Here is a 13,335-nt window from a genome sequence, read left to right on the forward strand (position 1 = left end):
GGAGTGTAAAAAATGACAAATCAAGTAGAACCATGGTGGCATGGAATAGTTCTCTATCAAGTGTATCCAAAAAGTTTTCAAGACTCTAACAATGACGGAATTGGTGATATCAAAGGGATTACTTCTCGACTAGATTACTTAAAAGACCTAGGAGTAAACATGTTGTGGCTTAATCCTGTCTTTGCCTCACCGCAAGTTGACAACGGCTATGACGTATCAGATTACCATAGCATTGATCCGGAATTTGGAACGATGGAAGATGTAGAGGAATTGATTGAAGAGGCACACAAAAGAGATATCAAGATTATCTTTGATTTTGTAGCTAACCATACATCAGACCAACATCCTTGGTTCCTAGAAGCTTTAAAGGGCAAGGATAACCCTTATCGTGACTATTATTTGTGGGCAGACGGTAAAGAAGGCGGTCAATTAGCCCCAAACAACTGGCAGTCATTTTTTGGAGGGTCTGTATGGGAGTATGATGCAAACTCTAATCAATACTACTTCCACCTGTTTGCAAAAGAAATGCCTGATTTGAACTGGAGAAATCCACAAGTTCGTCAAGCTTTAAAAGATATTGGACTATTTTGGTTGGGCAAAGGGATCGATGGTTTTAGAGTAGATGCCTTCATTCATATCGATAAAGAAGACGGCTACCCTGATGTGTTTGGCTTGCCAGAAGGTGAGATTGGATTGGCGGAACACTTCTATGCCCATCAACCAAGTGTCAATGGCTATATGAAGGATTGGGCCGATGCCTTACGTCAAGAGTACCCTGATATTTTCATCGTTGGAGAAGCTTCTTCTTCCAGTCCAGAACTTGGTTTATGGTATACCGACCCATACCAAGGGGGATGTAACTCAGTGATTACTTTCCGTTATTTCACGGATGATGAAAGCTTGAAAGATCATCGCCTGCCATCAAACCTCCAAGAATCAAAATTAGAAATTAATTCCTTTAAACAAATTATTTCTGCTTGGCAGTACACCATGATGCATCGTGGCGGTCCAACACTGTATTGGAACAACCATGACTTAGCACGTGCTGTTTCTAGATTTGGAAATGAAAATCCAGAATTCCGTCAACAAAGTGCTAAAATGCTAGCGATTCTCATGTATTTACAAAAAGGAATTCCTATCATTATGAATGGTGAAGAGATTGGGATGAGAAACTTACAATTTCACTCCTTAACGGAATTGGAAGCACCTGAAACCAATGCCTTTATCGAAAAGGCACGCCGTCTTGGCTACTCAGATGAAGGTATCTTGAAAAACCTACAAGCAACCATCAAAGATTCAAGTCGTGGTGTTATGCAGTGGGATGATTCAGAATATGCAGGTTTTTCTGAGCATGAGCCATGGAGTGGAGTTAACGTAGAAGGAATCTACAATGTGAGAGATCAAGTAGGAGATCCGAGCTCCATTTATCACTTCTATAAACAAGTCATTGACTTGAAAAAAACCAACTTCTTCATTGAGGCATACTGGCGTTTGATTGATACCAACAATGAATTCTATGCATATGAACGCCAAATAAATGGCAGAGTCGTTTTGGTTATCTGTAACCTAACCGACAAAGAAAGAGAATTCGATAGTCTACACCAATGGTATGGACAAGGTCATACCGTCCTACTAGAAAATGATGGTGTTAGACATGAGGGAACAAAAGTCATTTTACCACCTTATGGGGCAAGTGTTATTGAACGTATATAAATAAATAGATAGACTAGATAGTTTTGCAAGAGGAGGAAACAAACGAACACATGGAAAAATCAGCAATTTATCATAGACCAGAATCTGAATTTGCCTATCTTTATAACGAAGATACGATGCATATTCGCTTACGTACCAAAAAGGATGACGTTTTAAAAGTCACCTTATACTACGTGGATCCTTATTTAGTAGGTGTAGAGGGCTATAGCCATGCACTCGATATGGAAAAAGTAGCAAGTGGTCTGGAATATGACTATTGGCAAGTAGAAGTCTCTGTTGAGTTTCGTCGCATACAGTATGTCTTCCGCGTGACGGGACTAGATTTATCCGTTGTCTTGTATGGTGACTTAGGAGTGCTTCAAGACAGCGATGATAACTTTAAACACATCGGCAACTATTTTAGATTGCCATATTTTCATGATATTGACCGCTTTAAATCGCCAGAATGGGTCAAGGAAACCGTTTGGTATCAGATTTTCCCAGAACGTTTTGCAAATGGCAATCCCGATTTTTCTCCAGCCAATACCTTGGAGTGGGATTCTACCATTACACCAAAACACGATGACTTTTTTGGCGGAGATTTACAAGGTGTTTACGATCAATTGGATTACCTGCAAGACTTAGGGATTAACGGATTGTATTTCTGCCCAATCTTTGAAGCAGCAACCAACCATAAATATGACACCATTGATTATTTTGAGATAGACAAGCATTTTGGTGATAAACAACTCTTTAAACAACTAATTGACGAAGCCCATAGACGTGGCATGCGTGTCATGTTGGATGCTGTCTTCAATCATATCGGAAGTCATTCTTCGGAATGGCAAGATGTCATAGAAAAGGGAGCTGAATCTAAATATGCAGATTGGTTCCATATCCGGGAATTCCCAGTTAGTTCGCACCTGGACCATGAGAGTAAAGAAACTTTTAAAGAATTGAACTATGACACCTTTGCTTTTTCACCGAATATGCCTAAGTTAAACACGGCCAACCCAGAGGTGAAAGCTTATCTCTTAGATATAGCTACCTACTGGATTCGTGAGTTTGATATAGATGGTTGGCGCTTGGACGTTGCTAATGAAGTGGATCATCGTTTTTGGAAAGAATTCAACCGACAAGTCCTAGCCATTAAACCTGACCTATATATTTTAGGTGAAATCTGGCATTCTTCCCGCTCTTGGTTAGTTGGAGATGAGTTTCATGCGGTAATGAACTATGCGTTTACAGGTAGCATTAACCAATATTTTCTCCAAGAACAATTAGGTATCAAAGAATTCATTAGCCGACTATATGAGCAACAAATGATGTATCGTCGACAAACTAATGAAGTTATGTTTAACCTTTTAGATTCGCATGATACGCAACGAATCTTGACCACAGCTCAAGGGGACAAAGACCTGGTTAAAGCAGCCCTAGCCTTCATGTTCTTACAAATGGGAACACCATGTATCTATTATGGAACAGAATATGGTTTAGCAGGTGGACCAGACCCAGATTGTCGCCGTGTTATGCCGTGGAATCCAGACCAACAAGATACCGAGATGTTCGCCTTTATGAAGGACTTGATTGCCTTGCGTAAGGCATACAATAAACTAATCGTCTATGGTCAAATGAACTTAATGGAAATTAGCAGTAAAAGTAAGTTCCTCCGCCTAGAGATTGACTACCAAGGACAAATGCTAAATGCTATTTTCAATAATGATAGCCAAGACTACTCATTGCGGTTAAGCTCTAGCAAACATATCCTACTGGGAAATGGCTACAACCTAAGGAAAGACGAAGTTATTGTTGAGCCAAACGGATTCATTATTTTTAAATAAATAGAAATATTAGATGATACAAAAATGTAATATCAGAAAGAGGGAATAAAGTGACCGTTCAAACAGATACAGCTCTAAGAAAAGAACTAATTTATAGTATTTTTATTCGTAATTTTAGCCCTGAGGGAACTTTTAAAGGGGTCATTCCACAGTTAGACCGTATTAAAGCTCTAGGAACCGATATTATCTGGTTTCTACCTTTCTACCCAATTGGAGAAAAGAACCGTAAAGGACAAGCAGGGTCACCATATGCTATCAAGGACTACCGTGCAGTAGACCCAAACTATGGAACAATGGAAGATTTTAAGAACTTATGCAATGAGATTCATAAAAGAGGCATGAAGGTGATGATTGATATCGTCTATAATCATACATCGCCAGATTCCGTCTTAGTTGAAACACATCCAGAATGGTTCTTCAAAAAAGCTGATGGCTCTATGGGCAACCAAGTAGGTGACTGGACCGATATCGTTGATTTGGACTACAAACAAGCAGGGCTTTGGGAGTATCAGATTGAAACTCTAAAACAATGGGCTAAACTAGTAGATGGTTTCCGCTGTGATGTAGCACCGCTAGTACCAGTAGACTTTTGGGTAAAAGCTCGCCAAGCTGTGGAAGAAGTGAAGCCTGGCATCATTTGGTTGTCTGAAACAGTTCACTTGAGTTTTATCCGTGAATTGCGCAGCCTTGGTGTGTTAGCACACTCAGATAGTGAAATTTATCAAGCATTTGATATGACCTATGACTATGATGTGAGAGACCTGTTTGATGCCTACTTAAAAGATGAGATTCCTTTGAGTACTTATGTCAACCGTCTAGATATTCAAGAAGCTATCTTCCCAGCTAACTACGTAAAATTACGTAATATTGAAAACCATGACAATCCAAGAGCTAAGGCACTTATCCCTAACGAAGAAAGTTTACTGCAATGGACTAGCTTTATCTATCTACAAAAAGGAGCCACCTTGCTCTACAACGGTCAAGAAGTTCAAGAAGATCATGTGCCAACACTTTTTGACGACGATAAAATCAACTGGTCAGCCGGTAGAAACATCAGTCAAGAGTTAGTTACTTTAGCTAAGATTCAAAAAGAAGACATTCCAATGGATGCTGCCTATAGTGTCACAGCTGTTGATGATTTAGATACGGCTATCTTGACTTATAAAGAAGCAGACCAAAGTTTTATTGGTATCTGCTCATTTAAGAATAAGTTTGGCAAGGTATCAGTACCAGTTTTAGATGGAACTTATATCAATCTTATCAATGGAAAAGAAGTTACTGTTAAGGACGGACAGGTTGAAACAGAAAGCATTTCCATTGCCTTTAAAGCGCCAAACAAGTAGGTATACATTCTGTTACCGTTAACAAAGAGAAAACGATTGCAAATAAGCAAAAGCTCAAGCATAATTAACTTATGAATTAAAGCAGTTGCCTAGGCAACTAAAAAAGGAGGACCCATTTTATGAAATGGAATTGGAAAAAAATATCAATCGGTACACTATCAGCAGTAGCAGCTTTAACCTTAGCAGCATGTGGTGGTTCGCCATCAACAGAAAGTAGTTCATCAGCAGCGGCTGGTGGCGAACAAGAAACATTGTTAATTTCATCAGCGGGTTTATACGATTATCTTTCAGTTAACATTGCTGATTTTGAAAAAGCGAACAATGTTAAAGTTGAAGTATTAGACAAAGACATGTTTGACGCTTTAGATGGTCTTTCACTAGATGGACCTGCTGGGACAGCTCCAGACGTATTGATTGCACCATATGACCGTATGGGATCACTTGGACAAACAGGTCAGATTGCAGAAGTGAAACTAAATGAAGCAGCTGCATACGATGAAACAGACAAACGACAAGTTACTGCAGAAGGCAAAATTTTCGGTGCACCAGCAGTTATCGAAACCTTAGTTATGTACTACAACAAAGACTTGCTTCCTGAAGCACCAAAAACATTTGCTGAAGTTGAAGCGCTTGGAAAAGACCCTAAATATAACTTTGAAGGTGAAGCTGGTAAAAACACTGGTTTCTTAGCAAAATGGACTGACTTCTACTTCTCTTACGGATTAATTGCTGGATACGGCGGTTATGTATTTGGAGACAACGGTACAAAAGTTGACGATATTGGTTTGAATTCAACAGGTGCTGTTGACGGTATTACTTACGCAACTAAATGGTTCCAAGAAGTTTGGCCTCAAGGTATGCGTGATGTGAAGTCAGCTGGCGAATTTGTTAACCAATCATTCTTAGATGGCAAAACAGCAGCGATTATCAATGGACCTTGGGATGCATCTAAATTCAAAGAAGCTGGCCTAAACTTCGGCGTAGCTAAAATCCCTACATTAGACAATGGCAAAGAATATGCACCATTTGCTGGTGGTAAAGGATGGGTTATCTCTAACTACTCAACTAAGAAAGAATTGGCTCAAAAATTCTTAGACTGGGTTACTTCTGAAGAACAACAAAACAAGATGTATGAAGTGCTTGGAGAAGTTCCAGCTAACCAAGTAGCTCGTAAAAAAGCTACTGAAGCTAACAGTGAATTAACAAACGCGGTTATCGATGTTTATGCTAATGCAGTTCCAATGCCTAACATCCCTCAAATGGGTGAAGTATGGACTGGTGCAGAAAACTTAATGTTCGATGCAGTTTCAGGTAACAAAACTCCTCAACAATCTGCAGACGATGCTACTAAGTTAATCAAAGAATCTATTCAACAAAAATATTAAGAACTAGTAAGGAACATAAAAGACTATCTGGTGAGCCTAAGAGCTCGCCAGATTTTTTAAAAGAAAAGAGGGCACACCATGGAAAAGACGCAAAATCCAAAACAAGATGTCAAAAAAGCCATGCTTCTGTCAATTATCCCTGGATTAGGGCAATTCTATAACCGCCAAGTTATTAAAGGGGTTATATTCTTAGCAATCGCAGCTTTATTTGTAGTAGAAATGGCACTATTCGGCTTTGGAGCATTAGCAGATTTTATTACGCTTGGAACAGTTCCTGGACAAGATCATTCACTTTTCATGATGATTCGTGGAACGCTCCAAATTTTAGTTACTGTTATTTTTCTAATTTTTTATGCATTCAATATTCGTGATGCGAAAAAAGTGGCTGAACATTGGAATGCTGGTCTACCAGTTAGCCAAACGATTAAAGAATTAGCAAACAATATCTATACTAACGGTTTCCCATACTTATTGATTATTCCATCTTATTTCTTTATGGCTTTCGCCATTATTTTCCCCGTTCTCGTTACTATTTTTACAGCCTTTTTAAACTATGATTTTAAGCATATCCCACCTGCATTCCTTTTGGATTGGGTAGGCTTTAAAAACTTTACAGATATCTTCTTCTTGAGCACCTTTAGAGATGCTTTCTTGTCTGTTTTCTCATGGACAATTATCTGGACAGTTTTAGCAACCAGTTTACAAATCTTTTTAGGTGTCTTCACCGCAGTTGTTGCCAACCAATCATTTATCAAAGGAAAACGTATCTTTGGGGTTATCTTCCTCCTACCTTGGGCTGTACCAGCGTTCATTACCATTTTGACATTCTCAAATATGTTTAATGACTCAATTGGTGCGATTAATACTCAAGTAATTCCTTTCCTTAATAACTTTTTACCTTTCCTTTCAATCGGAAATATCGCTTGGAAGACAGATCCATTCTGGACCAAAGCCGCTATTATTATGATTCAAGGTTGGTTAGGTTTCCCTTATATTTATGTAATGGTCACTAGTATCCTTCAATCTATCTCTGAAGACTTATATGAAGCAGCTAAAATTGATGGTGCTGGAGCCTTTAAACGATTCACTGCTATCACCTTGCCTGTTATCCTATCTGTAGCAGCACCAATTTTTGTAACCCAATACACTGGTAACTTCAACAACTTCTCTATGATCTATCTATTTAATATGGGTGGTCCTGGTAGTGTTGGTGGTGGAGCTGGAGCAACGGATATCTTGATTTCTTGGATTTATAAGTTAACTACAGGAAACTCACCACAATACTCTGTTGCAGCAGCCTTGACCTTGATTATCTCAGTTATTGTTATCTCTGTATCCCTAATTGTCTTTAAACGGACAAATGCCTTTAATATGGAGGATGCCTAAGATGAAAAAATTAACTAGCTCAGCCAAATTCGGCAAATATTTAAATCAATTCTTTACCTATCTATTTCTTATTATCCTATCAGTCGTGATTATTTATCCACTGTTGATTACTGTTTCATCTGCCTTTAAAGCAGGAAATGTAACAGCTTTTGCCTTAGATTTAAATGCCAAATGGACTTTAGACAACTTTACGCGACTATTCAATGAGACACCATATCTAACTTGGTACAAAAACACTATGATTGTAGCAACCATCACCATGGTTGCCCAAGTATTCCTAATTACTATTGCTGGATATGCTTACAGCCGTTACAACTTTATTGGACGTAAGAAAAGCCTATTGTTCTTTCTAATCGTACAAATGGTACCAACTATGGCAGCCTTGACAGCTTTCTTCGTAATGGCGTTATTACTAGGTGCGATTAACAAATTCTGGTTCCTAGCACTGATTTATATCGGTGGTGGTATTCCAATGAATACATGGTTAATGAAAGGGTACTTCGATACCGTACCATACGACCTAGACGAATCCGCTAAACTTGATGGAGCAGGGCACCTACGTATCTTCTGGCAAATCGTCTTGCCGTTAGTTAGACCAATGATTGCTGTTCAAGCTCTGTGGGCATTCATGGGACCTTTCGGAGACTTCATGCTTTCCAAATTCTTACTAAGAGACGAAAAAATGTATACCGTTGCTGTAGGGCTACAAACCTTTATCAGTGACACACGTAACCAAAAAGTAGCACTATTTGCTGCTGGAGCGATTTTGATTGCTCTACCAATCTCTGTCCTATTCTTCATGTTACAAAAGAACTTTGTATCTGGCTTAATCAAGGGTGGAACAAAAGGTTAGTCACCTGCAAACGACTGAAAAACTACCGGAAAGGGTGTAAACTTTGTTTTTAGTCAACTATTTTAGAGCGATGGTTTCGCCTGTCAGTAGTTTTATGCAACGAAATTATTTAAACATCTGGCAAAAAATCCTAATTTTGCTCATGCTGAACAGTCTCTTACTCATGCCAATCTCATTAGCAATTGGCCGTCAAAACAGAGCAGACTTGAAGGATTATATGCCTCAAGCGATGACTTTGCTAGATGAAACGATTGTTAGCAAACTCCATGATGTAGCTGTCAGAGAAGAACAACTGGTCATTGATGACGTTGAACTTATCAAAGATGATGCAAGTGGTATTGTTGGTTTGGCTCCATCAAACGAAGCTGCACAAACAGTGTTAAGTGGCAAGAGTGGTATCGTGTTCACACCTCAAGAATTTTATATGAAGGAGGAAGGACGCGGTCAATTAAGTCAAGCCTATCTTTTGGATTCACAACTGACAAAAGTGACAACTGTAGAAGAGCTAAAAGAGGAACTAAGCCGACAATGGTTTGAATCAAACCGACTGGCTATTGTCCTAACCAATTTTATCAATACTAGCATTCTATTGTTGGTTAGCTTTTTGGGACTAATTTTAGGCTCAAGTCTATTCCTATATTTGACTAAATTTTCTAGAATGTATAGCATCCAAACCTTCTCAGAAGCCTTTACCGTTTGTTTGAACGGATTTGGATTGCCAACCGTTTTAGCTGTGCTAGTTGGTTTCTTCTGGGTAGATCCAATTATGATGCTGACTGTTCAAGGGTTTGCCTTTGTTGGCATGATTCTTTGGATCTATTGGAAGACACATTTTAGAGATGAATATGTCTTAGAAAAAAGTAAAAAAGATTAATTTAAAATCAAGTTTATGGAGGTAACATCATGATTAAACGCCTATTCGAGGTTGATCCTTGGAAAGTAGAAACGCATCAATTAGATAAAGAAAACAGACGCCTACAAGAAAGCTTAACTTCAATCGGGAACGGCTACATGGGTATGCGTGGGAACTTTGAAGAAGGATACTCTGGTGATCATCACCAAGGTTCTTATATCGCAGGAGTTTGGTTCCCAGACAAAACACGTGTCGGTTGGTGGAAAAATGGCTATCCAGAATATTTTGGAAAAGTTATCAATTCAACCAATTTTATCCAAGTTGGTATCACCATAAATGGTCAAGTGTTAGATCTAGCAACAGATCCAGTCGAAAATTTTGAACTAAACTTAAACATGAAGGAAGGTATCTTGTACCGTGGCTTTACGGTTAAAAAAGCTGGTGCAACGATTCAATTCAAGTTTGAACGTTTCTTAAGTGTTGCCGTAAAAGAATTAGCTTACATTAAAATTGAGGCGACAGTCTTAGAAGGTCAGGCTGATATTACCTTTACCTCAGCACTTGACGGCGATGTAACTAACGAAGACTCAAACTATGAAGAACGTTTCTGGTTAGAAAAAGGACATGGTATCTACGATGATGGCGGCTTTGTCACTACGCAAACAGCTGAAAATAATTTTGGCACGCCAAGATTCACTGTAACGACAGCAATGAAAAACGAACTTTCAGGTGCTCAAGCTGAAGCTGTTTTACATGAAGAAGATTTCAAAGTTTCACAAGAATACAGTTTGCACCTTGAAACAGGGAAATCAGTTACACTTTTAAAAACAGTTGCAGTTATAACTAGTCGTGACGTAGAAGATGATAAGCAAGTTCAAGTAGCTCAAGAATTACTAGAGTCTGCTGCTAGAGGCTCTTATGCACAAGCTAAAGAAGCACACATTGCTGAATGGGCGAACCGCTGGCATAAAGCGGACGTTGTCATTGACGGCGACCAAGAAGCGCAACAAGGAATTCGTTTTAATATCTTCCAACTATTTTCTACCTATTATGGTCAAGACTATCGCTTGAATGTTGGTCCTAAAGGTTTCACTGGTGAAAAATATGGCGGTGCAACTTACTGGGATACAGAAGCTTATATCGTACCAATGTACCTATCTGTTACCGACCAAGAAGTAACTCGTCAACTACTTTTATATCGTTACAACCAATTAGACGGTGCTTTCCATAATGCTAAGCAACAAGGTCTTAAAGGTGCTCTCTATCCAATGGTTACTTTCACAGGTGTCGAATGCCACAACGAGTGGGAGATTACATTTGAAGAAATTCACCGTAATGGGGCTATTGCCTATGCTATCTACAACTACACTAACTATACTGGTGACGACTCTTACGCTAAAAATGAAGGGCTAGAAGTATTGGTAGGAATTTCACGCTTCTGGGCTGACCGCGTTCACTACTCTAAACGTGCTCAAAAATATATGGTGCATGGTGTTACTGGGCCAAACGAATACGAAAACAATGTCAACAATAACTACCATACAAACCGTATCGCAACCTGGACCCTAGAATATACGCTTGAACAATTGGCGAAAGGACAAGCAGACGTCTTAGACAAACTAGCTGTAAGCCAAGAAGAACGTGAAAAATGGCAAGACATCATCGACAATATGTACTATCCTTATGATGAAGAATTAGGTATTTTTGTACAACATGATACCTTCCTTGACAAAGACTTAACACCAGTTAGTGAATTGTCACCAGAAGACCGCCCACTTAACCAGAAATGGTCTTGGGATAAAGTCTTGCGTTCTCCATATATCAAACAAGCAGATGTTTTACAAAATATCTACTTCTTCTCTGACAAATACAGTTTAGAAGAGAAAGAACGCAATTTTGATTTCTATGAGCCTTTAACTGTTCATGAATCTTCACTTTCACCATGTGTGCATTCAATTCTTGCAGCAGAACTTGGAAAAGAAGAAAAAGCGGTTGAACTATATGCTCGTACAGCTCGTCTAGACTTAGACAACTACAATAACGATACCGAAGATGGCCTGCACATCACTTCTATGAGTGGTAGCTGGCTAGGCATTGTTCAAGGTTTCGCTGGTATGCGTATTACAGACGGCCACTTGAGCTTTGCACCATTTGTTCCAAGCAACTGGGATGGCTACAACTTCAAGATTAATTTTCGTGGACGTTTATTGGACGTAACAGTAACAAAAGACTCTTGCCAAATCACTTTATTAGAAGGCGAAGCGCTTGATATTACTGTTAAAGACCAAGTGGTAAGACTTGAAGACAAGATTAAAGTAAGTATTTAAATATCAAAAAGGGTTATGCTATCTTGTATAACCCTTTCTTTATAGTAGGAGGGAAATTTATGACAGTTAAGGGATTTATATTTGATTTGGATGGTGTCCTAACCGATTCGGCAGAGTACCATTATCTAGCATGGCAAGAATTGGGGCATAAGATTGGTATAGCATTTGACCGAGATTTCAACGAACAACTCAAGGGTGTAAGTCGTATGGATTCTCTTGAACGCATTTTAGCATTTGGTAATAAGAGTGATCACTATAACCAAGCTGAAAAAGAAGAGTTGGCCGACGAGAAAAACGAACAATACAAATTATTGATCAATAATGTATCACCAGCAGACCTTTTACCAGGTATCAAAGAATTTCTGGACGAATTAAAAGCAAAAGGGATGAAGTTGGCCTTGGCCTCAGCAAGTAAAAATGGACCATTTCTTTTAGAAAAACTTGAAATTGCTGACTATTTTGAAACAGTTGTAGACCCAGCAAGCCTATCTAACGGCAAACCAGATCCAGAAATATTTGTTAAAGGAGCACAACAATTAGGCTTACCTTTATCAGAGTGTATCGGAGTAGAAGATGCTCAAGCAGGAATTGAAGCGATAAATGCAGCTCCAATGTTTTCAGTTGGTATTGGTTCAGCAGACTCACTAGGTTCAGCAGATTACTTAGTACCTGACACTAGCAAGCTGTCATTAGAAGCAATTCTGCAAGCCTTCAATGCTAAACAATAATTTAATACTATTGTGCTTAAAACCGAGTTTTTATGACTCGGTTTTTTTGTATTTTGACAGGAATATGGCATGTCAAAATGATAGGCTATATGCCTCGTTCATTGAGAAAAAATATCAAAAAGATAGACTTTCCTACGAGAAAAAAAGAAGAAGATTTTGCGAGTAAAACGCTTGCATTTTTTTGTTACTTCCCTTATACTATGAGTGTAAAGAAGATTACATCATTTGGTAGTTTTCTTTCACAGAATAATTGGTGGTAGATAAAGTTTACGAGTTTAGTTTTTAGAAGGTTTTAAACTTTTTCTATCAAGGGTGATTTACTAAAAGTAAGTGTTCCACGTATGAATCACCTAAACCAAACTCTTTGTAGCTTGTTCCTAATCAAAAAAACGTTTCATTCAGGAAGAAAGTTTAGAAAGTAAGTTTTGTGTAAGAATGAAAAGAAAGTACCAAATCTCCACAATAAGAAGAATAGTGAATCGAAGATTTTCGAAGACCGTTAGAATTAAGAAAGACAGATTTATGATAGGTCAGAAAACTTATTGATGGAAAGTATCCAAAAGAAAGGACCCTAGAGGTCAATCCTGGAACGTTGCTACAAAAGAGCTGAGAGAGCCGAGGTAGTTTATCGGCTCTCTTTTTTTCTCTAAATATGGTGTTTCTTTACATCTATCCAACTATATGTAGATTGTCGTAAAATTTCTGTTTATTATCGTTGACAGATAGCTAGAACCTATGGTAATCTAACTCTACTGTTTTAATTCATGAACAAGTTACTGATAAGTGAAGCGCTTTTATTTTTTTAAATAAAATAAAAAAACTTCAAAAACTTGTTGACATGTAACAGAGACGGTGATAATATATAGAAGTTGTCAAAACGACAACGAAAGACATTGACCTTTGAAAACTGAACAAAGAAGACAAACC

9 protein-coding genes are annotated in these 13,335 nt (G+C 38.4%); all 9 read left to right on the forward strand.

Features of this window, described 5'->3' with window-relative positions; all coding sequences use genetic code 11:
* Nucleotides 1–12: 12 nt before the first annotated feature.
* The 9 genes from NPA36_RS09060 to pgmB all read left to right on the forward strand — a co-directional run bounded on the left by NPA36_RS09060 (nucleotide 13) and on the right by pgmB (nucleotide 12,408).
* Nucleotides 13–1,713: a glycoside hydrolase family 13 protein gene (locus NPA36_RS09060; protein WP_256945807.1), complete on the forward strand. Its 1,701-nt coding sequence runs from the start codon at nucleotides 13–15 to the stop codon at nucleotides 1,711–1,713.
* Nucleotides 1,714–1,763: 50 nt separating this feature from the next.
* On the forward strand, nucleotides 1,764–3,533 hold the full coding sequence (locus NPA36_RS09065) for a glycoside hydrolase family 13 protein (RefSeq protein ID WP_256945808.1): 1,770 nt from the start codon (nucleotides 1,764–1,766) through the stop codon (nucleotides 3,531–3,533).
* Between the two features lie 50 nt (nucleotides 3,534–3,583).
* The gene (locus NPA36_RS09070) at nucleotides 3,584–4,876 is read left to right on the forward strand and encodes an alpha-amylase family glycosyl hydrolase (RefSeq protein WP_256945809.1); all 1,293 of its coding nucleotides are present in this window, start codon (nucleotides 3,584–3,586) and stop codon (nucleotides 4,874–4,876) included.
* Nucleotides 4,877–4,995: 119 nt separating this feature from the next.
* Nucleotides 4,996–6,261 (forward strand): extracellular solute-binding protein, encoded by a 1,266-nt coding sequence (locus NPA36_RS09075; RefSeq protein ID WP_256945810.1) that lies wholly within the window; start codon nucleotides 4,996–4,998, stop codon nucleotides 6,259–6,261.
* A 78-nt stretch (nucleotides 6,262–6,339) separates the two neighbouring features.
* Nucleotides 6,340–7,647 carry a carbohydrate ABC transporter permease gene (locus NPA36_RS09080; RefSeq protein ID WP_256945811.1) on the forward strand — a complete coding sequence of 436 codons (1,308 nt, stop codon included), beginning with the start codon at nucleotides 6,340–6,342 and terminating at the stop codon, nucleotides 7,645–7,647.
* 1 nt (nucleotide 7,648) lies between these two features.
* A complete protein-coding gene (locus NPA36_RS09085) occupies nucleotides 7,649–8,500 on the forward strand; it encodes a sugar ABC transporter permease (RefSeq protein ID WP_256945812.1) in 852 nt (283 codons plus the stop codon).
* A gap of 43 nt (nucleotides 8,501–8,543) precedes the next feature.
* Complete coding sequence (locus NPA36_RS09090) at nucleotides 8,544–9,374, forward strand: hypothetical protein (RefSeq protein WP_256945813.1); 831 nt, start codon at nucleotides 8,544–8,546, stop codon at nucleotides 9,372–9,374.
* Between the two features lie 29 nt (nucleotides 9,375–9,403).
* Nucleotides 9,404–11,680, forward strand: a complete 2,277-nt coding sequence (locus NPA36_RS09095) for a glycoside hydrolase family 65 protein (RefSeq protein ID WP_256945814.1) — start codon at nucleotides 9,404–9,406, stop codon at nucleotides 11,678–11,680.
* 59 nt (nucleotides 11,681–11,739) lie between these two features.
* Nucleotides 11,740–12,408: a beta-phosphoglucomutase gene (gene pgmB / locus NPA36_RS09100; protein WP_256945815.1), complete on the forward strand. Its 669-nt coding sequence runs from the start codon at nucleotides 11,740–11,742 to the stop codon at nucleotides 12,406–12,408.
* Nucleotides 12,409–13,335 lie beyond the last annotated feature (927 nt).

Source organism: Granulicatella seriolae, assembly GCF_024543085.1.
In the GTDB taxonomy this organism is placed as follows: Bacteria; Bacillota; Bacilli; order Lactobacillales; family Aerococcaceae; genus Granulicatella; species Granulicatella seriolae.

Excerpts from the sequence above, each read along its gene's own strand:
- NPA36_RS09085 (WP_256945812.1), top strand. The coding sequence starts at position 7,649 with ATGAAAAAATTAACTAGCTCAGCCAAATTCGGCAAATATTTAAATCAA.
- pgmB (WP_256945815.1), top strand. The coding sequence starts at position 11,740 with ATGACAGTTAAGGGATTTATATTTGATTTGGATGGTGTCCTAACCGAT.
- NPA36_RS09075 (WP_256945810.1), top strand. The coding sequence starts at position 4,996 with ATGAAATGGAATTGGAAAAAAATATCAATCGGTACACTATCAGCAGTA.
- NPA36_RS09080 (WP_256945811.1), top strand. The coding sequence starts at position 6,340 with ATGGAAAAGACGCAAAATCCAAAACAAGATGTCAAAAAAGCCATGCTT.
- NPA36_RS09065 (WP_256945808.1), top strand. The coding sequence starts at position 1,764 with ATGGAAAAATCAGCAATTTATCATAGACCAGAATCTGAATTTGCCTAT.
- NPA36_RS09095 (WP_256945814.1), top strand. The coding sequence starts at position 9,404 with ATGATTAAACGCCTATTCGAGGTTGATCCTTGGAAAGTAGAAACGCAT.
- NPA36_RS09060 (WP_256945807.1), top strand. The coding sequence starts at position 13 with ATGACAAATCAAGTAGAACCATGGTGGCATGGAATAGTTCTCTATCAA.